At 65.8% G+C, this 21,022-nt stretch carries 19 protein-coding genes; 17 read left to right on the forward strand and 2 right to left on the reverse strand.

The window, feature by feature from the left end:
* The first annotated feature begins 3 nt into the window (after positions 1 to 3).
* The 11 genes from ASG84_RS19605 (at position 4) to ASG84_RS19655 (ending at position 13,058) form a co-directional block, all read left to right on the forward strand.
* Positions 4 to 510, forward strand: coding sequence for a PH-like domain-containing protein (locus ASG84_RS19605; protein WP_057478667.1), 507 nt, complete (start codon positions 4 to 6; stop codon positions 508 to 510).
* Positions 507 to 1,637, forward strand: a complete 1,131-nt coding sequence (gene carA / locus ASG84_RS19610) for a glutamine-hydrolyzing carbamoyl-phosphate synthase small subunit (RefSeq protein ID WP_057478668.1) — start codon at positions 507 to 509, stop codon at positions 1,635 to 1,637. Before ASG84_RS19605 ends, carA begins: the two co-directional genes overlap by 4 nt.
* The gene (gene carB, locus ASG84_RS19615) at positions 1,637 to 4,978 is read left to right on the forward strand and encodes a carbamoyl-phosphate synthase large subunit (protein ID WP_057478669.1); all 3,342 of its coding nucleotides are present in this window, start codon (positions 1,637 to 1,639) and stop codon (positions 4,976 to 4,978) included. The genes carA and carB overlap by 1 nt, the downstream gene beginning before the upstream one ends.
* Complete coding sequence (gene pyrF, locus ASG84_RS19620) at positions 4,975 to 5,805, forward strand: orotidine-5'-phosphate decarboxylase (RefSeq protein ID WP_200936632.1); 831 nt, start codon at positions 4,975 to 4,977, stop codon at positions 5,803 to 5,805. The genes carB and pyrF overlap by 4 nt, the downstream gene beginning before the upstream one ends.
* A gap of 208 nt (positions 5,806 to 6,013) precedes the next feature.
* Positions 6,014 to 6,334: an integration host factor, actinobacterial type gene (gene mihF / locus ASG84_RS19625; protein WP_027496987.1), complete on the forward strand. Its 321-nt coding sequence runs from the start codon at positions 6,014 to 6,016 to the stop codon at positions 6,332 to 6,334.
* A 5-nt stretch (positions 6,335 to 6,339) separates the two neighbouring features.
* The gene (gmk, locus tag ASG84_RS19630; RefSeq protein ID WP_057478670.1) at positions 6,340 to 6,951 is read left to right on the forward strand and encodes a guanylate kinase; all 612 of its coding nucleotides are present in this window, start codon (positions 6,340 to 6,342) and stop codon (positions 6,949 to 6,951) included.
* 72 nt (positions 6,952 to 7,023) lie between these two features.
* Positions 7,024 to 7,329 (forward strand): DNA-directed RNA polymerase subunit omega, encoded by a 306-nt coding sequence (gene rpoZ / locus ASG84_RS19635; RefSeq protein WP_032377808.1) that lies wholly within the window; start codon positions 7,024 to 7,026, stop codon positions 7,327 to 7,329.
* A 23-nt stretch (positions 7,330 to 7,352) separates the two neighbouring features.
* Complete coding sequence (gene coaBC, locus ASG84_RS19640) at positions 7,353 to 8,606, forward strand: bifunctional phosphopantothenoylcysteine decarboxylase/phosphopantothenate--cysteine ligase CoaBC (RefSeq protein WP_156399620.1); 1,254 nt, start codon at positions 7,353 to 7,355, stop codon at positions 8,604 to 8,606.
* Between the two features lie 184 nt (positions 8,607 to 8,790).
* Positions 8,791 to 10,005 carry a methionine adenosyltransferase gene (gene metK, locus ASG84_RS19645; RefSeq protein WP_057478672.1) on the forward strand — a complete coding sequence of 405 codons (1,215 nt, stop codon included), beginning with the start codon at positions 8,791 to 8,793 and terminating at the stop codon, positions 10,003 to 10,005.
* A gap of 148 nt (positions 10,006 to 10,153) precedes the next feature.
* Positions 10,154 to 12,121 (forward strand): primosomal protein N', encoded by a 1,968-nt coding sequence (locus ASG84_RS19650; RefSeq protein ID WP_200936637.1) that lies wholly within the window; start codon positions 10,154 to 10,156, stop codon positions 12,119 to 12,121.
* An 82-nt stretch (positions 12,122 to 12,203) separates the two neighbouring features.
* On the forward strand, positions 12,204 to 13,058 hold the full coding sequence (locus ASG84_RS19655) for a cyclase family protein (RefSeq protein ID WP_057478673.1): 855 nt from the start codon (positions 12,204 to 12,206) through the stop codon (positions 13,056 to 13,058).
* Here the strand turns inward: ASG84_RS19655 and ASG84_RS19660 are convergent.
* Positions 12,971 to 14,701 (reverse strand): GGDEF domain-containing protein, encoded by a 1,731-nt coding sequence (locus tag ASG84_RS19660; protein ID WP_057478794.1) that lies wholly within the window; start codon positions 14,699 to 14,701, stop codon positions 12,971 to 12,973. The two genes, ASG84_RS19655 and ASG84_RS19660, sit on opposite strands and share 88 nt — an antisense overlap.
* A 295-nt stretch (positions 14,702 to 14,996) precedes the next feature.
* Here ASG84_RS19660 and ASG84_RS19665 point away from each other — a divergent pair, with 295 nt between their 5' ends.
* From ASG84_RS19665 to ASG84_RS19675, 3 genes are all read left to right on the forward strand, one after another.
* A complete protein-coding gene (locus tag ASG84_RS19665) occupies positions 14,997 to 15,719 on the forward strand; it encodes a PadR family transcriptional regulator (RefSeq protein WP_082521111.1) in 723 nt (240 codons plus the stop codon).
* A gap of 88 nt (positions 15,720 to 15,807) precedes the next feature.
* On the forward strand, positions 15,808 to 16,731 hold the full coding sequence (gene fmt, locus ASG84_RS19670; protein WP_057478674.1) for a methionyl-tRNA formyltransferase: 924 nt from the start codon (positions 15,808 to 15,810) through the stop codon (positions 16,729 to 16,731).
* Complete coding sequence (locus ASG84_RS19675; protein WP_057478675.1) at positions 16,728 to 18,197, forward strand: RsmB/NOP family class I SAM-dependent RNA methyltransferase; 1,470 nt, start codon at positions 16,728 to 16,730, stop codon at positions 18,195 to 18,197. The genes fmt and ASG84_RS19675 overlap by 4 nt, the downstream gene beginning before the upstream one ends.
* Positions 18,198 to 18,213: 16 nt before the next feature.
* Here ASG84_RS19675 and ASG84_RS19680 read toward each other — a convergent pair whose 3' ends face one another.
* Positions 18,214 to 18,603, reverse strand: a complete 390-nt coding sequence (locus tag ASG84_RS19680) for an MmcQ/YjbR family DNA-binding protein (RefSeq protein ID WP_057478676.1) — start codon at positions 18,601 to 18,603, stop codon at positions 18,214 to 18,216.
* Positions 18,604 to 18,638: 35 nt separating this feature from the next.
* Between ASG84_RS19680 and rpe the strand changes: the two genes are divergently transcribed.
* From rpe to ASG84_RS19695, 3 genes are read left to right on the forward strand one after another with little or no spacing between them, the layout of a single operon-like run.
* Positions 18,639 to 19,313: a ribulose-phosphate 3-epimerase gene (rpe, locus tag ASG84_RS19685; protein ID WP_057478677.1), complete on the forward strand. Its 675-nt coding sequence runs from the start codon at positions 18,639 to 18,641 to the stop codon at positions 19,311 to 19,313.
* Positions 19,314 to 19,335: 22 nt separating this feature from the next.
* Positions 19,336 to 20,367: a bifunctional diaminohydroxyphosphoribosylaminopyrimidine deaminase/5-amino-6-(5-phosphoribosylamino)uracil reductase RibD gene (gene ribD / locus ASG84_RS19690; RefSeq protein WP_057478678.1), complete on the forward strand. Its 1,032-nt coding sequence runs from the start codon at positions 19,336 to 19,338 to the stop codon at positions 20,365 to 20,367.
* Entirely contained in the window at positions 20,368 to 20,979 is a 612-nt protein-coding gene (locus ASG84_RS19695) for a riboflavin synthase (RefSeq protein ID WP_057478679.1), read from the forward strand.
* The last annotated feature ends 43 nt before the right edge of the window (positions 20,980 to 21,022 follow it).

Below are 21,022 nucleotides of genomic sequence, written 5' to 3' on the forward strand. Positions count from 1 at the left end.
GCCGTGGACAGAGTTCTCATCGTCATCGGATTCATCTTGTTCTGGGCGTTGATGATCGCGCTGATCTTCTGGGGTTGGCGAGGACGGCAGAAGCGTCAGGAAGAGCGAATCGGCGAATTCCCCTCAGTGCCCCAGGATCTGGGTGCCACGCACATCGAGCCGGCCACCGGCCTGTACGTCGGCAGTACCATCGCGCCGAGCTGGCAGGACCGTATCGCCGTCGGCGACATCGGCCACCGCGCGACCGGGGAGCTGTCGCGACACGAGAAGGGGATCCTTCTCGATCGGGACGGCGAATCTCCCATCTGGATTCCGACCCACTCGATCCGCGCGATCCGAACCGAACGCGGACTTGCGGGGAAGGTCATGACCAAGGACGGTCTCCTCGTGATCCGCTGGGAGTTGCCGACGGGGACCGAGATTGACACCGGCTTTCGAGCCGACGACAAGCAGATCTACCCGGTGTGGACAGAGAGTTTCACCGGAGAAACCAAGGAGGAAACCGCGTGAGCAGCGCAGTTCTTGTTCTGGAGGACGGCCGGACATTCCGCGGCACCACATTCGGCGCACAAGGGCGCACCCTCGGCGAGGCTGTGTTCTGCACCGGAATGACCGGATACCAGGAGACACTCACCGACCCGAGCTACCACCGACAGATCGTCGTCGCGACCGCGCCGCAGATCGGCAACACCGGCTGGAACCAAGAGGACGGTGAAGCCGCCAGCGCACAGGATCCCAACAAGATCTGGGTGGCCGGCTACGTCGTCCGAGATCCGGCACGCCGCACGTCGAGTTGGCGTTCGACCGGAACTCTGCAGGATCAGCTCGAGGCCCAGAACGTCGTGGGCATCGCTGGAATCGACACGCGCGCTCTGGTCCGGCACCTGCGCACCCGCGGCTCGATGCGGGCGGGAGTTTTCTCGGGCGACGCGCTCGGCACTGCGGAGGAGATGCTGGAGCAGGTGAACGGTCAGCCGTCCATGCTCGGTGCCGATCTCGCCGGTGAAGTCACCACTGGAGCCGGGTACACAATCGAGCCGACCGGTGAGGCTCGATTCACGGTCGTCGCAGTCGATCTCGGTATCAAGACCAACACTCCCCGGATGTTCGCCGAGCGCGGTATCCGAGTGCACGTGGTGCCGTCGAGCACTACCTTCGATCAGGTTCTGGACCTGAACCCGGATGGTGTCTTCCTGTCCAACGGACCGGGCGACCCGGCCACAGCCGACACCAGCGTCGCGCTGACCAGGCAGGTTCTCGAACGGGAGCTGCCGCTCTTCGGGATCTGCTTCGGCAACCAGATCTTCGGACGGGCTCTCGGCCGTGGCACCTACAAGATGAAGTTCGGCCACCGCGGCATGAACATCCCGGTGATCGAGCACACCACCGGCCGCATCGCGATCACCGCACAGAACCACGGATTCGCACTCGAAGGCGAAGCAGGCGAGGAGTTCGACACCGACTTCGGTCGTGCTCGGATCAGCCACACCTGCGCCAACGACGGCACCGTCGAAGGCGTCGAGCTGATCGGCGGTAGCGCCTTCTCCGTGCAGTACCACCCCGAGGCCGCGGCCGGTCCGCACGACGCCGCCTACCTCTTCGACCGTTTCACCAGCGTCCTTCAGGAGAAGAAGTAATGCCACGCCGCACAGACCTGAACCACGTCCTGGTCATCGGATCCGGCCCGATCGTCATCGGTCAGGCCTGCGAGTTCGACTACTCCGGCACCCAGGCCTGCCGAGTGCTTCGCGAGGAAGGGCTCCGCGTCAGCCTCGTCAACTCCAACCCGGCGACGATCATGACCGACCCCGAGTTCGCCGACGCCACCTACGTCGAGCCCATCACGGCGGAGTTCATCGAGAAGATCTTCGCCCGCGAGGCCGAGCAGGGGCACCCCATCCAGGCCGTGCTCGCCACCCTCGGTGGCCAGACGGCGCTCAATGCTGCTGTTGCACTGCATGATCAGGGCATTCTCACGAAATACGGTGTCGAGCTGATCGGTGCCGATTTCGACGCGATCCAGCGCGGTGAGGATCGGCAGAAGTTCAAGGACATCGTCGCCAAGGTCGGTGGCGAGTCCGCCAAGTCGGCCGTCTGTTACACGATGGACGAAGTGCGCGAGACCGTCGCCGAACTGGGGTTCCCTGTCGTCGTGCGGCCGTCGTTCACCATGGGCGGTCTGGGATCCGGACTGGCCTACAACGACCAGGACCTGACCCGAATCGCAGGCGGCGGACTGGCCGCGTCACCGACGGCGAACGTCCTCATCGAGGAGTCCATCCTCGGCTGGAAGGAATACGAGCTCGAGCTCATGCGCGACGGCCGCGACAACGTGGTCATCGTCTGTTCCATCGAGAACGTGGACCCTGTCGGCGTGCACACCGGCGACTCCGTGACCGTTGCCCCGGCCATGACGCTGACCGACCGCGAGTACCAGAAGATGCGCGATCTCTCGATCGACATCCTGCGCGAGGTGGGCGTCGACACCGGCGGCTGCAACATCCAGTTCGCGATGGATCCGGCGGACGGACGGCTCGTCGTCATCGAGATGAACCCTCGTGTGTCGCGCTCGTCGGCGCTGGCGTCGAAGGCGACCGGTTACCCGATCGCGAAGATGGCCGCCAAGCTGGCCATCGGATACACCCTCGACGAAATCATCAACGACATCACCAGGGAAACCCCGGCGTGCTTCGAGCCGACGCTGGACTACGTGGTCGTCAAGGCACCGAGATTCGCGTTCGAGAAGTTCCCCGGTGCGGACGGCACGTTGACCACGACGATGAAGTCCGTCGGTGAGGCGATGTCGATCGGCCGCAACTTCACCGAGGCATTCGGCAAGGTGATGCGCTCACTCGAAACCAAGCGGGCGGGATACTGGACCGGGCCGGAGGTGGAGGCCGAGAGTCTGGAGGCCTTGCTGAAGGACCTGTCGGTTCCTCAGGATGGCCGGATGTACGGGATCGAGAAGGCGTTCGCGCTCGGTGCCACTCTCGAGCAGCTCTTCGAAGCGACCAAGATCGACCCCTGGTTCCTGGATCAGTTCCAACAGATCCACGAGCTCGGCGTGCAGGTCCGCGAGGCGGCCGAATTCGACGAGGCGCTGTTGCGCCAGGCCAAGTACCACGGGCTGTCCGACCGTCAGATCGCCGCGTTGCGACCCGAACTCGACGGCGAGGACGGTGTGCGTGCGCTGCGCGACCGGCTCGGAGTGCACCCGGTCTACAAGACCGTGGATACCTGCGCGGCGGAGTTCGAGGCCAAGACCCCGTACCACTACGGCACCTACGAGCTCGACCCCGAAGCCGAGACCGAGGTTGCCCCGCAACCGGACCGGCCCAAGGTCCTGATCCTCGGATCCGGTCCCAACCGCATCGGTCAGGGCATCGAGTTCGACTACAGCTGTGTGCACGCGGCGCTGACGCTGTCCGAGGCCGGCTACGAGACGGTCATGGTCAACTGCAACCCCGAGACCGTCTCCACCGACTACGACACCGCAGACCGCCTGTACTTCGAGCCGCTGACCTTCGAGGACGTGCTCGAGGTCTACCGGGCCGAGGCCGCCTCGGGAACGGTGCGCGGTGTCATCGTGCAGCTGGGCGGCCAGACTCCACTCGGACTCGCCAAGCGACTGAAGGCCGCAGGCGTCCCGATCGTCGGAACCTCGCCCGAGGCCATCGACCTCGCCGAGGACCGGGGTGAATTCGGCAAGGTACTCGACGCAGCCGGATTGCCTGCAGCGAAATACGGCACCGCGACGACGTTCGACGGGGCCCGTGAGATCGCGTCGGGCATCGGCTACCCGGTACTGGTCCGCCCGTCGTACGTACTCGGCGGACGCGGGATGGAAATCGTGTACGACGAGGCGTCACTCGCGACGTACATCTCCAACGCGACGGAGATCTCGGACGACCGCCCGGTGCTGGTCGACCGTTTTCTCGAAGACGCGGTCGAGATCGACGTCGACGCGTTGTGCGACGGCACCGAGGTGTACATCGGCGGCATCATGGAGCACATCGAGGAGGCCGGTATCCACTCCGGCGACTCCGCGTGTGCGCTGCCGCCCATCACACTCGGCAAGACCGACCTGGAGAACGTGCGTCGGTCCACGGAGGCCCTCGCGAAGGGAATCGGTGTTCAGGGCCTGCTGAACGTGCAGTACGCGCTCAAGGACGACATTCTGTACGTCCTCGAAGCCAATCCTCGTGCGAGCCGAACAGTGCCATTTGTGTCCAAGGCAACTGCAGTGCAGCTCGCCAAGGCCTGTGCACGAGTGATGCTGGGGGAGAGCATCGCCGAACTCCGGACGGCGGGAATCCTGCCGGAGACCGGAGACGGTGGCACCGTCCCGGCCGGTGCACCCATAGCCGTCAAGGAAGCGGTGTTGCCGTTCAACAGGTTCCGCCGTGCCGACGGCACCGGAGTCGACACTCTGCTCAGCCCGGAGATGAAGTCCACCGGTGAGGTGATGGGAATCGACTTCGATTTCGGTACCGCCTTCGCCAAGAGCCAGACCGCCGCATACGGATCGTTGCCCGCGAGCGGCGCGGTGTTCGTATCGGTGGCGAACAAGGACAAGCGGTCGCTGATCTTCCCGGTGAAGCGGCTCGCGGATCTGGGATTCACCGTCCTGGCAACCGAAGGTACCGCAGATGTGTTGCGGCGCAACGGAATCAAGTGCGAGCAGGTGTACAAGCAGTCGGGTGAGGCTGTGCCGGAGGGTGAGCAGACCATCGTCGACCGCATTCTGGCCGGCGATATCGCGATGGTGATCAATACCCCGTACGGCAACTCCGGCCCCCGCGTCGACGGGTACGAGATTCGTAGCGCAGCGGTGGCACAGAACATTCCGTGCATCACCACGGTGCAGGGTGCATCGGCTGCAGTGCAGGGAATCGAGGCCGGTATCGCCGGCGGAATCGGCGTTCGGTCGCTCCAGGACCTACACGCCGGGCTGAAGGAAGGCCTGGTTCTGCCGTGAGTCATCACCGGAGTTGGTCGGATCGGCTGCGTTCGGCGGTCGGGGCACGCGGTAGATTGTGCGTCGGTATCGATCCACATCCGGCCCTGCTCGAGGCGTGGGAATTGCCACGCTCGGCCGACGGTCTCGAGGTGTTCGCCGAGTTGTGTGTCGAGGCGTTCGTCGGCGAAGTGGCGATCGTCAAGCCCCAGGTGGCGTTCTTCGAGGCGTACGGATCTGCTGGATACGCTGTGCTCGAACGCACTGTCAGTGTGCTTCGTGACGCAGGCACCCTGGTGATTGCGGACGCCAAACGCGGCGATATCGGCACCACTATGGATGCGTACGCGCAGGCGTGGCTCGAGCCCGAGTCTCCCTTGTCGTCGGATGCCGTCACGGTGTCGCCGTACCTGGGCTTCGATTCGCTGGGGGAGACCGTCGAGCGAGCAGTGCGCCATCAGCGCGGGTTGTTCGTGTTGGCCCGCACCTCGAATGCGGAGGGCTCGGGCCTGCAACAGGCGGCAACGTCGAACGGCGGGTCGGTGGCGCAGTCGATTGTCGATGCGGCGGCGACGCGTAACCGCGCCGATGCAGACACCGTGGGGTTGGTCGTCGGTGCCACTCGTGATCATGGCCTCGACCTGTCGAATTACACCGGTCCCATCCTCGCGCCGGGTCTGGGCGCACAGGGTGCAACGGTCTCCGATCTCGCGGACATCTTCCGTGATTCGCGTGAGCTGTTGCTTCCCAACTCCTCTCGAGGTGTGCTGGCGGCCGGTCCGTCGGTGACGGCATTGCGTGACGCCGCGACGCGGCTGCGCGACGAGATCGAAGCCGGTCTCGCATAGTCGACGCTGCTGCGCTCCGGCACTCGGGGGCGAGTTAGCGGTGAACGCGAGTCGTCGGTACGGTCGCTAGCGCTGCCGACGAACAGTGCGGACTGCCGTTGCCGAGCGCCGATGGCTGCACTACGTGGCAGTCGAACACCGATGGTCGACGTGCCGAGAGTGATCGTGTGCGTCGTATCGCCCAGAACGAGAAGACGGAGGAACCACAGTGGCCCTTCCCCAGTTGACCCCCGAGCAGCGAGCTGCCGCCCTCGAGAAGGCAGCTATCGCCCGTAAGGCTCGCGCCGAACTCAAGGAGCGTCTCAAGCGTGGCGGCACCGATCTCAAGCAGGTGCTGAAGGACGCCGAGACGGACGAGATCCTCGGCAAGATGAAGGTGTCTGCGTTGCTCGAGGCGTTGCCCAAGGTGGGCAAGGTCAAGGCCGCGGAGCTGATGACGGAGTTGGAGATCGCTCCCACCCGCCGACTTCGTGGTCTCGGCGATCGGCAGCGTAAAGCGCTGCTGACGAAGTTCGATTTCGAGGCCTGACCACAGTGGATGACGCTGCGACTTCATCGGCACCATCGAACGAACGGGGTCGATTGGTGGTGCTCTCCGGCCCCTCCGGCGTCGGCAAGTCCAGTGTCGTTCGGCTCGTACGCGCGGCGTTGCCCGAACTGGTCTTCAGTGTGTCGGTCACGACGCGATCACCACGGCCGGGCGAGGTGGACGGTCAGGATTATCACTTCGTGTCGGCCGAGGAGTTCGATCGAATGATCGCCGACGGCGAATTGCTCGAGTGGGCAAGTATTCACGGTGGTCTGCAGCGGTCCGGAACTCCGGCCGCACCCGTGGAGGCCGCGCTCGAGGCGGGCAGCCCGGTGCTGCTGGAGCTGGATCTGGCCGGTGCCCGCGCCGTGCGGGTGTCCAAGCCCGAGGCTCTGCTGGTGTTCATGGCTCCACCCACATGGGAAGACCTGGTCTCCCGGTTGGTCGGTCGTGCGACCGAGGAGAGCGCTGCGACCGAGCGTCGATTGGAGACCGCGCGGGTGGAACTGGCCGCTCAGGACGAGTTCGACACGGTGGTTGTCAATACCGATGTCGACCATTCGTGCGAACAGTTGGTATCCTTGTTGGTCGGTAGGTCGTCGGTCGGCAACAGTTGACCAGTTTCACGGCGCACGAAGCCCCGACCAGCTAGTTCGTAGCACCAACGATGCAATTTCAGGAGATCATCAGTGAGCAGCATTTCAGCGGCCGTTTCCGACTTCGACGGACGCAGCGCTCTGCCGGCCTACGACACGCCGCTCGGCATCACCAATCCACCCATCGACGAGTTGCTCGCTCGCACCTCGTCCAAGTACGCACTCGTGATCTACGCAGCCAAGCGGGCGCGTCAGATCAACGACTACTACAACCAGCTCGGTGACGGCATCCTCGAGTACGTGGGACCCCTGGTCGAGCCGGGTCTGCAGGAGAAGCCGCTCTCGATCGCTCTCCGTGAGATCCACGCGGACCTTCTCGAGCACACCGAAGGCGAATAAGAACCTCACAGAGGACATCTGACTTGCACGTTGTCGTCGGAGTCGGCGGAGGTATCGCCGCCTACAAGAGTTGTTCGCTCATCCGCAGTTTCACCGAGAGCGGGCATCAGGTACGGGTGATTCCGACCGCATCGGCCCTGGAGTTCGTCGGACGCGCGACGTTCGAGGCGCTGTCCGGTCAACCGGTGCACACCGGGGTCTTTGCGGACGTGCCGGAGGTTCCGCACGTCCGCCTCGGTCAGGACGCGGACCTCGTCGTCGTCGCGCCCGCCACCGCGGACCTGATGGCTCGCATCGCCGGGGGACGTGCCGACGATCTTCTGACGGCCACCCTGCTCACCGCGCGGTGTCCTGTGGTTCTGGCTCCCGCGATGCACACCGAGATGTGGGAGCACCCGGCCACGGTCGCCAACGTCGCGACCCTCCGCTCGCGCGGGACACACGTGATCGAACCGGCGTCGGGGCGACTGACCGGACGTGACACCGGTTCTGGCCGGCTTCCGGAACCGGACGAGATCTTCGCGCTGTCGATGCTCGTGACCGAGCGTGCCGACGCGCTGCCCCGGGACCTCGAAGGACGCCATGTTCTGGTGTCTGCCGGCGGTACTCGTGAGCCCCTCGACCCTGTCCGTTTTCTGGGCAATCGAAGCTCGGGCAAGCAGGGATTTGCACTGGCACGAGTGGCTGCTCAACGCGGAGCCCAGGTGACGTTGGTTGCCGGCTACACCAGCGACCTCCACGCTCCCGCCGCCGTCGACGTGGTGCACGTCAAGACGGCGTCGGACATGCAGGACGCGGTTCGCAAGCTTTCCGTCGGTGTCGATGCAGTGGTGATGGCGGCCGCGGTCGCCGACTTCCGTCCTGAGTCGATCGCGGGCAGCAAGATCAAGAAGGGTGCGAACGAGCCGTCGTCGATCCCGTTGATCCGCAACGACGACATACTCGCCGGCCTGGTCGCTGCTCGACGGGACGGCGACATCGAATCATCGACCGTCATCGTCGGGTTCGCCGCGGAGACAGGCGACGCCGACGGCGATGTGTTGACGTATGCGCGGGCGAAGCTCGAGCGCAAGGGCTGCGACCTGCTCGTGGTCAATGCCGTCGGTGACGGCAAGGCATTCGAAGTGGACCACAACGACGGCTGGTTGCTCGGTTCCGACGGTTCCGAGGCGGCGCTCGGTGAGGGCTCCAAAGCGCTTCTCGCGAGCCGCGTGCTGGATTCGGTGGCTCAGATGCTCGATACGCGCAGCCCCCGACAGAGTTCGAATCAGCCATGATGCCAAAGGTGCACGAGCGATGTTGTGCCGGATACTGTGCTGGACACGTGTCGTATCGATCGTAGAGATCAGGTTTGCCATGTTCCGGCAGGGGCGATAACACCGAGGGAACGTCAATTTTCGTGTAGTGCCCGACCGGCGCCAGGCGTCGGGTCGGGCAGGAACATGCGTCGAGAGGAAGTCCGTGAGCAAGTCCGGTAGTCGGCTTTTCACCAGCGAGTCAGTCACAGAGGGTCATCCAGACAAGATCTGTGACGCCATCAGCGATTCGATTCTCGATGCTCTGCTGACGGAGGACCCGCGTTCTCGTGTGGCCGTCGAGACATTGGTCACCACCGGTCAGGTGCACGTCGCTGGCGAGGTCAACACCACCGCGTACGCCGACATCCCCAAGATCGTGCGCGAGAAGGTGCTCGAGATCGGGTACGACTCGTCGGCCAAGGGGTTCGACGGAAATTCGTGCGGCGTGAACGTTGCCATCGGCGCGCAGTCTCCCGAAATTGCTCAGGGAGTCGATCATTCGCACGAGGCGCGAGTCGAAGGACTGTCCGACGACGAGATCGATCGTCAGGGCGCGGGAGATCAGGGGTTGATGTTCGGCTACGCCAACACCGACACTCCGGAGCTGATGCCGTTGCCTATCGCGTTGGCGCACCGGCTTTCTCGGCGGTTGACCGAGGTCCGCAAGAGTGGGGTGCTGCCGTACCTGCGTCCGGACGGCAAGACGCAGGTGACGATCGAATACGACGGTGACAACGCCGTTCGCCTCGACACCGTGGTCATCTCGACTCAGCATGCGGCCGACATCGATCTCGACAACCTGCTCACTCCTGATATCCGGGAAAAGGTGCTGGGATCGGTACTCGCCGAATTGGACGTGCCGACGCTGGACACCTCCGACGTGCGTCTGCTGGTCAACCCCACCGGAAAGTTCGTGCTGGGTGGCCCGATGGGTGACGCCGGCCTGACCGGACGCAAGATCATCGTCGACACCTACGGGGGCATGGCGCGGCACGGCGGCGGAGCCTTCTCCGGAAAGGACCCGTCGAAGGTCGATCGCAGCGCCGCCTACGCAATGCGGTGGGTCGCCAAGAACGCGGTCGCTGCCGGGCTCGCCGATCGCATCGAGGTACAGGTGGCCTACGCCATCGGCAAGGCCGCCCCCGTCGGGTTGTTCGTCGAGACATTCGGCACGGAGAAGACCGATCCCGCTCGTATTCAGGCGGCGATCAGCGAGGTGTTCGACCTCCGCCCCGGGGCCATCATCCGCGATCTGGATCTGCTCCGCCCGATCTACGCGCAGACGGCCGCGTACGGCCACTTCGGCCGTACGGATATCGATCTTCCGTGGGAATCCACCGATCGCGCGGGGAAGCTCCGCGAGGCTGCCGGGCTCTGAGTTCGGCTTCGGCCGCCCTGCACGTACCCTGCTCGCACCGGCTCGGTGCTCCGACATCGAGTGTGGGGTGAGAATCGAGGAGGGAGGTGCAGTGGCGGGCGTAGCACGGGTGGCAGCGTCGAATCTGCCGATCGCGCGGATTCTCCCGATGTTGCCGCTGCCGCATCTCGACCGAGAGTTCGACTACCTCGTTCCCGAGGAGCTCGGTGAGGATGCGCAACCCGGCGTTCGCGTCCGGGTGCGGTTCGCAGGCCGTCTGGTCGACGGTTTCGTGCTGGCCAGGCTGGCCGAGACCGACCACGACGGCAAGCTCGGATGGCTCGATCGGGTGGTGTCCGCGGAGCGGGTCCTGACACCCGAGATCGCCGAGCTCGCCGAGGCCGTAGCCGATCGCTACGCCGGAACGCGGGCGGACGTGCTGCGTCTGGCGGTACCGGCACGCCACGCGCGGGTCGAGGCGGAAGCGACATCCGTCGTCGATCCTCCGAACGAGCCTGCCGTCGACCGCGTGGCGTGGTCCGCTTACACCCACGGTCCGAACTTCCTCGACGCCCTGGCGTCCGGCCGCCTTCCGCGCGCGGTGTGGCAGGCGCTTCCCGGCGAACAGTGGTCGATTCGTCTGGCCGAGGCTGCGGCCGTGACGGTGGCAGGCGGTAGGTCTGCGGTGGTCGTGGTGCCCGATCAGCGCGATCTCGATCGCGTGGAAGCGGCGTGCACGGCGTTGCTCGGGGCCGAACATGTTGTGGCGCTGTCGGCCGGACTCGGTCCGGCCAAGCGGTATCGGCAGTGGCTGAGGTGTCTGCGATCGGGATCGGTCGTCGTCGTCGGAACGCGGAGTGCCGTTTTCGCTCCGGTGTCGACACTCGGCATGATCGCGATCTGGGACGACGGTGACGACAGTTTCGCGGAGCCTCGGTCCCCGTATCCACACGCGCGCGAGGTGGCATTGCTCCGCGCCCACGTGTCCGGGACGGCTTTGGTGATCGGTGGACACTCGCGCACGGCGGAGGCCGAAGCGCTCGTCGACTCGGGCTGGGCCCACGACCTGGTCGCTCCGCGTGAGCTGGTCCGTGAGCGCCAACCTCACGTGGTTGCGCTTGCCGATTCGGACCATGCTCTGGCGCGGGATCCGGCGGCTCGCGTGGCCCGTTTACCGGCGATTGCCTTCGAGGCTGCCCGGGCGGCGTTGAAGGCCGATGCACCTGTGCTGGTTCAGGTTCCACGTGGCGGTTATGTGCCGTCACTGGCATGCGCGAAGTGCCGGAATCCGGCGCGGTGTCGTCGATGCAACGGCCCGCTGGCCCTTCCCTCGGCCGCGGGCAGTGACGGTGCGAGCAGTCCGACGTGTTCGTGGTGCGGAATTGCCGACGCTGCACATCGATGCACGGTCTGCGGATCGCGAAATCTCCGTGCGGTCGTGATCGGGGCGGGCCGAACTGCCGAGGAACTGGGGCGGGCCTTTCCGGGTGTGCCGGTACACAATTCCGGAGGTGCGACAGTGCTCGACTCGGTCCGTCCCGGTGCCGGACTCGTGGTGTCCACGGTCGGTGCCGAGCCGACGGTCGAGGGTGGCTACGGCGCGGCGTTGCTGCTCGACGGCTGGGCATTGCTCGGCCGGGCCGATCTGCGTGCCGCAGAGGAGACCCTACGTCGGTGGATGACGGCCGCCGCCATGGTGCGACCGGGTTCCGACGGTGGCCGTGTGGTCGTCGTGGCCGAATCGGAGATCCCTACTGTGCAAGCCTTGGTTCGCTGGGATCCTCTGTGGCACGCGAGGAGTCAGCTGGACGAGCGTGTGGAGGTGCGTTTTCCGCCGGCCGTCCACGTTGCAGCGATAGACGGCACCACCGAGGCGATCATGGCGCTGGTCGAGAGTGCAGACCTACCCGAGGCCGTGGAGGTGCTGGGGCCGGTCGATCTACCGGACGGTCAACGCCCGCCGGCGAGCAGTGGAGAGGACGGGCTTTCCGGTGATGTGCAGCGGCTGCTGATACGCGTGCCCCGTAGTACCGGGGCGGCGCTGGCTCGGGCGTTGTCCGCTGCGCAGGCATCTCGCAGTGCCAAGAAACTGGGCGCGGGAGTGCGGGTCCAGATAGATCCGATTCGGATCGGTTGACGCTGCCTTCGGGGTTCGGCAGGGCCTAGAGTTGCGTCGGGGAGGCGCACGGGGTGCCGACGAGAGGTGGAGAGTGGGGGATATGAAGAGAAGGCAGCTCTTTCGCCGAGTGACAACAGGTGTGGCAGTGCTGATGGGGGCACGGTTGGTTGCGCCCGCCACCGCCGACGCCCTGCCCGGTACCGGCTCGGCGCAGCCTGCCGGGCCTGCCGTTCCGTTGGACCGCATGCTCGGGATCGTGTCTCTGTCCCATGTCAACGATCCCGCGCTCACCCCGATCTTTCCCGGTGATCCCGAGTTCTCACTCGACACGGCATTCACAGTCGCCGAGGACGGGTTCTACCTCCAGTACGTCAAGGAGGGCGAACACACCGGCACGCACTGGGGGGCACCCGCGCACTTTCAGGAGGGTGGACTGACCGCCGACCAGCTCGATCCGGAAGATCTGTTTCTGCCCGCGGTGAAGATCGATATCCGGCAGCAGGCAGCGGCCGACGCAGACTATGCCGTCACAGTCGCAGATCTGCAGAACTGGGAGGCTCGACACGGCGTCATTCCGACGGGGGCGGCCGTGATCGCCTGGACCGGATGGTCGTCGCGTTGGGGCACAGACGCGTACGCCAATGCGGACGCGGACGGTGTGACACATCAACCCGGGTTCTCTGCGGAGGCGGCGCAGTGGTTGATCGACACGGGCAAGCTGGCGGATCGCGGCGCACTCGGCACCGATACCTTCGGACCCGATCTGGGCAACGACGAGACCTACCCGGTGTCGGTCAAGCTCTACGATCGGCGACGGATCAGCTTGGAGAACCTGACGAATTTGGAGTCCATCCCGGCCACAGGCGCCTATGTTCTGGTCGGCGGCCCCATCAACCGAGCCGGATCTGGTTCTCCTGCAACAATATTCGGCCTGGTTCCTAAATTGTCCCGATAGGTGTCGATCGGTACCGCGCTGAGCGCGCCCATGATGTCGTAGGCGTAGACCCTGGCCTTGCCCTCACGCTTGGCCCGATACATCGCGCGATCGGCGAGCCGCATCAGCTCGTCCTCGTCGATATCGGTGGTTCGTGGTGCGGTGTGGTCGGCATCGGCCTCGGTTGCCCGGCCTATCTCCACGACACCGACGCACGCTCCGACCGAGACCGGATGCCCGTCGATGTCATGGGGAGTCTGCATCGCTTCGGCGATGCGTACCGCGGTGGCGTGACCGGTGTCGAGGTCTGCGTACACCAGGGCGGTGAACTCGTCACCGCCGAAACGCGCCACCACTCCCTCCCCGACACACGTGTTCAGTCGCCGTGCAAGTTCGATCAGCAATTCGTCGCCGCCGCCGTGGCCGAATCGGTCGTTCACGCTCTTGAAGTTGTCCAGGTCGATCAGAAGCAGGACTGAGCTCTGGCGGCCCGCCCGGGCGTCGTTCACTGCCGCGCGCAGATGTTCGTCGAACGACGATCGATTGAGCAGTCCGGTCAGACCGTCGTGATGCGCGCGGTAGGTCAGCTCGTCCCGAGCCAGAGTCAAGCTACGGAGCAGGTTGTCGTTCTGTATCAAGGTGACCATCTGTCGGACGAGTGAGAGCAGCACCACCGCAACCCCGAGCACGATGACCGTCGAGTCGAGGGTGCCGGTCAGCACACGCAGAACCGCCAGCACGATGCCGATGGCGCCCATCAGCGCGTAGGGCAGCAGCATCTGCGTTCGTTCACCGGCGACGCTGGCTGTGGACGTAAGCGCAACGGGCTCTCGGCCGTATGCCGACGGGCCGTACGTCACAGGGCCGGATGTCGACGGGCGGTCGTCGAGGGTTCTGGGTGTGGCGGCCGCGAGAGCGATGAGCGCGGTGCCGGCGATGAATCCCCCGTCGGTGAGGACGGGCATGAATTCTGCCCCGATTGCGACCAGGTACGCGTAGATGCTGTCCGAGATCGCCAGCATCAGGATCCCTGCACCGAGCAGGGTGAGCTGTGACCTGTACCGAGCCGCGATGGTCGGAATCACGATGAGCAGCACGATCATGGCGACGAGAACCAGATCGGTGATGGGGTACATGACGGCCACCAGGAACTCGATGGGTTCGGACTCCGACGAGTGCACGACCGCACCGAGCACAGTGGCCCATGACAGAACGAAGAGTGATCCCACGACGACGGCACCGTCGAGCAGCGACATGAGCCAGATATGGCGGGCACCTGCGGCCGCTCGTCGGGGCGACACTCCCACGAAGGCGAACAGAGCGGGAACGGCGAAGACAGGGAAGAGGAAGAACCCGAGGTCTGCGACCGATGCGGTCGGCAGTGGCATGTCGAGCACGGATCGGTAGAAGGCCCATACCGCCATGCCTGCGCTCCAGCACGCCATTCCCGCGGCCATCAGCACGCGCCACTGGCGTTCGGAACCCGTCCGACTCCTGGCAGTCCGGCCGCAGACGACCGTCGCGGCGATTCCGCCTGCGAGCTGTGCGACGTCGTCGATCAGCACCGAGATGCGGTGGCCGAGGACGCCGGATCCGACCAGGAGGACGACAGCGAGAACGCAGCCGAGCACGACGAGAACCCGTCGCCCCGCTGATCCGGCCATGCGGCCTCCCTCGTTCGTGAGCGGGTGCCGACACGCCAGTCGCAGAGATCGGTGGCTCGTACCGGCCGGTCCATCGTACCGAGAGCCGACGGTTGTCGAAGCTTCATGGGAGTCGAACACCACGAACTCGGCGACAATCTTGCGCAAATTGTATTGCCGATATATCGTCGAAACGTCAAACGATACAGAGGAGAACGACATGAACTACGCATTCGAAGGATTCGCACACGAATTCGGACGTCGCGGAGGCCCCCGGATGGGGCCGTTCGCAGGCAGTGGAGGCGGACGCGCGCACATGCGCGGCGCACCGTTTCAGATGTGGGTTGCCCAGACCGACGATGACGTCCCGGTGGACGAGGGCGGTCATCGAGAGCGAGGGCGCGGAAAGAGGGGACACGGTGATCGCGGCAGGCGCGGTGCGGGAGGTGGGTTCGGACGCGGCCGCGAGGGCATGCGGCCCGGTTTCGGGGCTGGTGGTTTCGGACCGAATGCAGATTTCGGCCGAGGCCGGGGCAGAGGAGGACGAGGCCGACGCGGAGACGTGCGAGCGGCAATCCTGCTGCTGCTCGAGGAGCGTCCGATGCACGGATACGAGCTCATCCAACAGATCGCCGACAAGAGCAACGGCACCTGGAAGCCGAGCCCCGGCTCGATCTATCCGGCTCTGTCTCAGCTCGAGGACGAGGGTCTGGTTCTCATCGACAAGGTGGCCGGACGCAAGACGGCAGCTCTGACCGATGAGGGGCGATCGCACATCGACCAGCATCGCGAGGACCTGGGCAGTCCGTGGGACGACGTTGCCGACTCGGTCGGTTTCGACGCGCGAGATCTTCGGGCGCTCATCGGACAGTTGATGGGAGCAGCAGGCCAGGTGGCCGCAGTCGGCACGTCCCGGCAGGTCGAACAGGCCGCCGACATCCTCGTCGAGGCGCGCAAGTCCATGTACCGCATCCTCGCGGAGGACGGCCCCGACGACGCCGAGCCGGACGAGGCGGTCGACGTTCCCGACGCGACATGAACGCTGGGTGCGGAATCGTCCGCAGCGCTCGGCACTCCCTAGGATGGACACCCGAGATCGTTTCGTCCATCCCAGGGAGTTGCCTACAGTGCGCGTCGTCTTTGCCGGAACACCGGACCCCGCAGTCCCATCGCTGCAGAGGTTGCTGGAGTCCGAACGCCACGAGGTGATCGCCGTGGTGACCCGGCCCGACGCCGCATCCGGGCGAGGGCGAAAGACCGTCCGATCCCCGGTCGGTCTGCTGGCCGACGAGCACAGCATTCCGGTGTTCACGCCGGCGAAGCCGTCGGACCCGGATTTCGTGTCGCAGCTGATCGACCTCGCACCCGACGTCTGCCCGGTTGTGGCATACGGTGCGCTGCTGCCTCAGCCGGTGCTCGACATTCCTCGTTTCGGCTGGATCAACCTGCACTTCTCGCTGTTGCCCGCATGGCGCGGTGCCGCGCCCGTGCAGGCCGCCATCGCCGCAGGTGACGAGATCACCGGCGCCTCCACCTTTCTGCTCGACGCGGGAATGGATACCGGACCGGTGCTCGGCGTCGTCACCGAGAGAATTCGTTCGACCGACACCACGGGTGACCTGCTCGCCCGACTCGCATCGAGCGGAGCCGAACTGCTGACCGCAACCCTCGACGCGATCGAGGACGGAACCGCGAGCGCCCATACCCAATCCGACGACGGTGTTTCGTACGCGAGCAAGGTCACCGTCGACTCGGCACGCATCGACTGGAATCGATCCGCCGCCTACATCGATCGGCACATCAGGTCGGTCACCCCGGCTCCGGGCGCGTGGACGACGATCGGCGAACTCCGCGTCAAGATCGCCCCGGTAGAGCTGGTGCCCGACACGCTGCCTCCCGGCGCGATCGAGGTACGCAAATCCGGTGTGCACATCGGAACAGGCACGGCCGCAATTGTTCTCGGGGATATTCAGCCCCAGGGCAAGAAGGTCATGAAGGCACTCGACTGGGCGCGCGGCGCTCGGCTGGACGATACGGCGGTAGCGCGATGACAGACCCCGACAAGCCCCGCAAGCGCGAGTCCGGTCAGCCGCGGAAGTTCGTGAAGAAGTCGCCAGGAGCTCGTGGTCCCAAAGGAAATCGGCCTCCGCAGGGCGCGGGACCCCGCGCAGTCGATGCGATCGACCCGGCACGCCGCGCGGCCAGGGACGTACTCAAGGCGGTCCGCGAGCGCGATGCCTACGCCAACCTGGTGCTGCCCGGCCTGCTCCGAGAGCGGAAGCTGGACTCGCGCGATGCTGCGCTGGCCACCGAACTCGCCTACGGCGCATCCCGCGCGCGTGGGGTGCTCGACGCGGTGATCGCCCACGCGGCCGGGCGGCCTGCTGCGGAAATAGACGGGCCTCTGCTCGACATTCTGCGGCTCGGCTCCTACCAGTTGCTTCGGACTCGGGTGGCACCGCACGCGGCCGTCGCCACGTCGGTGGATCTGGCCAGGTCCGAATTCGGCACCGGCAAAGCAGGTTTCGTCAATGCAGTGCTGCGGCGCGTGTCCGAACGGACGGCTGCGCAGTGGGTGGACGAACTGGCACCCCCCGCAGCGAAGGATCCGGTCGGCCACCTCGCCTTCGAGTACGCACATCCCAAGTGGATCGCACAGGCCTTCGCCGACGCGCTGGGTGCCGACGCCGGTGAACTCGCCGCCGTACTCGAAGCCGACGACGCACGGCCCTCGGTTCACCTCGTCGCGCGGCCCGGAGAGATCTCGGCAGAAGAACTGGCGTTGATCACCGGGGGAGAGGAAGGACCTTATTCGCCGTACGCCGTGCACCTCGACGGCGGCGATCCCGGCAAGATCGACGCCGTCCGGGACGGACTGGCCGGAGTTCAGGACGAGGGCAGTCAACTCGTCGGACGGGCGCTCACCCTCGCGCCGCTGATCGGTGTGGACGGTGGTCGATGGCTGGACCTCTGTGCCGGCCCGGGAGGTAAAGCCGCCCTGATCGGTGCCATCGCCGAGATCGACGGTGCCACAGTCGATGCCGTCGAGCCCACACCGCACCGCGCCGATCTGGTGTCCAAGACGACCAAGGACCTTCCGGTGACGGTGCATACCGTCGACGGCAGGCAGTCCGGACTCGACGGTGGCTACGACCGAGTACTCGTGGACGCGCCGTGCACCGGGCTCGGGGCTCTACGCCGTCGGCCCGAGGCGCGGTGGCGACGACAGCCGTCCGACGTCGCAGCCCTGGTGACGCTGCAGAAAGAGTTGCTGGCAGCGGCGATCGACCTGGTTCGCCCCGGTGGGGTAGTGCTGTATTCGACGTGCTCGCCACACCTGTCCGAAACCACCGCTGTCGTCGCCGAGGCGGTCCGCCGCTTCGGCGTCGAACAGCTCGACACCCGCGAGCTCGTCCCGGGAGTGCCGAAACTCGGTGACGGTACGTCCGTGCAACTGTGGCCGCACCGGCACGGTACGGACGCGATGTTCATGGCGGCGCTGCGTAAACCGATGTGACCGGGAGGCGGCGGATTCAGCCGCCGGCCAGGAACGCCTCGGCGACGTGCTTCGGGGCGTGGACGAGCCACCCGTCGATCACGAGTTCGCGAAGTTCGTCGTCGTCGGTGTTGTCGAGGTCGACCAGCACCGCGGCGAAGCCGTCGAAGTGAGAGATGGTGAAGCACGCCCGCGGATGTGCGGCGAGGATGGCCTCCTTCTCGTGCAGGTCCGCAGTCAGAACGGCGAGGATCGGTCCGGTGGGCGGCGTCTCGTCGCCGAACCGTTTCAGGTCGGCCTTGCTGAACGGGCGGATCCACGCGAACACGTTCTTGCCGACCGCCCATGCCGAATGTCCGTACCTGACGCCCTCGCTGACCTCGGGCAGTTCGGCGATCATCGCCGTGGCGGAGTCGATGGTGGCCATGGGCGCACCATACCGCTCGGCTAGGCTCGTCAATCGTGGTTTCCCCGATGATTGCCCCCTCCATTCTGTCCGCCGATTTCGCACGGCTCGCCGCCGAAGCCGAGGCGGTGTCCGGAGCCGATTGGCTGCACGTCGACGTCATGGACGCGCACTTCGTTCCCAACCTCACGCTCGGTCTTCCGGTCGTCAAGAGTCTGCTGAAAGCGACGAACATCCCCCTCGACTGCCACCTGATGATCGAGGATCCGGCGCGCTGGGCCCCTCCCTATGCCGAGGCCGGGGCCTACAACGTGACCTTTCACGCCGAGGCGGCCGACGACCCGTCCGCCGTGGCACGTGACATCCGCGCAGCGGGCGCAAAAGCCGGCCTGTCCGTCAAGCCCGGCACGCCCATCGAGCCGTACCTCGAGATCTTGCGTGACTTCGACACCTTGCTGGTGATGAGCGTGGAGCCCGGCTTCGGCGGGCAGTCGTTCATGCCCGAGGTGCTCTCCAAAACGAAAGCTGTTCGGGCACTTGTCGATTCAGGTGATCTACGATTGGTGGTCGAGATCGACGGCGGAATCAATTCCGACACGATCGAGCAAGCGGCCGAAGCCGGTATCGACTGCTTCGTCGCCGGGTCGGCCGTCTACGACACTGCCGACCCTGCCGCCGCCGTGCGCGATCTTCGCGCCCGGGCCGCCCACGCATCGCACCACCTGGCCTGATGGACGACCCGGGCACAGTCGTATGAGCGTCGAAGGCAGGGCGGTGTCGATCGTCGACGCCATGGCCCTCGCCATCGAGGCCTCCGAGTCCGCCCGGGGTATCAGTGCCCCGAACCCTGCGGTCGGTGCCGTGATCCTCGATGCAGGCGGAACCGTCGTAGGAGTCGGATCCACGCGTCCACCCGGCGGACCTCATGCCGAAATCGTGGCCCTGGCCGAGGCCGGGGATCGAGCTCGCGGCGGCACAGCCGTAGTGACCCTCGAACCCTGCAACCACACCGGTCGCACCGGACCGTGTTCACAGGCGCTGATCGAGGCGGGCATCGCGGCAGTCGTGTACGCCGTGGCCGATCCGAACCCGCTCGCATCAGGCGGCGCAGACACCCTGCGCGGCGCGGGCATTCGCGTCGAGCAGGGGATAGGCGAACGCGACGTACGACAGGGTCCGCTGCGGGCATGGCTGCACAAGCAACGCACCGGGCGGCCGCACGTGACCTGGAAATATGCCGCGACTCTCGACGGCCGTAGCGCCGCCGCCGATGGGACGAGTCAGTGGATCACCGGTGCCGAGGCGCGGGCGCACGTGCACGCCGAGCGGGCCAAGCTCGATGCCATCGTCGTGGGAACCGGAACCGTTCTGGCCGACGACCCGCGGCTGACCGCCCGTCGCCCCGACGGGTCCCTCGCGCCCCATCAGCCCGTGCGCGTCGTCGTCGGATCGCGGCCGATACCGGCGACCGCGGCGATTCGTGGGTCGGAGGCACCCACGGTGTTTCTCGACACACACGATCCGGCGGCGGTGATCGAAGCTCTAGGCGAACACTCCGATGTCCAGATCGAAGGCGGTCCGACGCTGGCCGGAGCATTCCTCGCTGCCGGGTTGATCGACCGCGTCGTGGCCTATGTCGCCCCGGCCGTGTTGGGCAGCGGACCCGCGGCGGTGGAGAATACGGGCATCGGAACAATTGCCGACGCAATTCGGTTCCGCACGGAGACAGTCACCATGATCGGCAACGACATACTGATCGGCGTCGTGCCCGAAGGAGCGAATTAGATGTTCACCGGAATCGTCGAAGAGCTGGGCGAGATCGTGGCCAAGGACGAACTGACCGACGCTGCTCGCTTCACCGTTCGCGGGCCGGTGGTGACCTCCGATGCGGGCCACGGGGACTCCATCGCGGTCAACGGGGTGTGTCTGACCGTCGTGGAGGTACTTCCGGACGGCGGCTTCACCGCCGATGTCATGCAGGAGACGTTGAACCGATCCAGCCTGGGTGCCCTCGACGTCGGGAGCCGCGTCAACCTCGAACGCGCCGCGGCACTCGGCAGCAGGCTCGGTGGGCATCTCGTCCAGGGCCACGTCGACGGAACCGGAACTGTGGCGAGTCGCTCACCCTCGGAAAACTGGACCGTCGTGCGCATCACCATGCCCACCTCGGTTGCGCGCTACGTCGTGGAAAAGGGCTCGATCACCGTCGACGGAGTCTCGCTGACCGTGTCCGGGCTCGGTGTCGACGACGGTGCGCACTGGTTCGAGATTTCACTGATACCCACCACCCTCGATCTGACCACGCTCGGCACGGCCGAGGTCGGATCACCGGTCAACCTCGAAGTCGACGTGATCGCCAAGTACGTGGAGCGGCTGCAGTCGATCGACGCACAGTAAGTACTGTTGAAGTGCACGCAGGTAACGGTGCATCGGAGACATT

It is taken from the genome of Rhodococcus sp. Leaf278, from assembly GCF_001426085.1.
Taxonomy (GTDB): Bacteria; Actinomycetota; Actinomycetes; order Mycobacteriales; family Mycobacteriaceae; genus Rhodococcoides.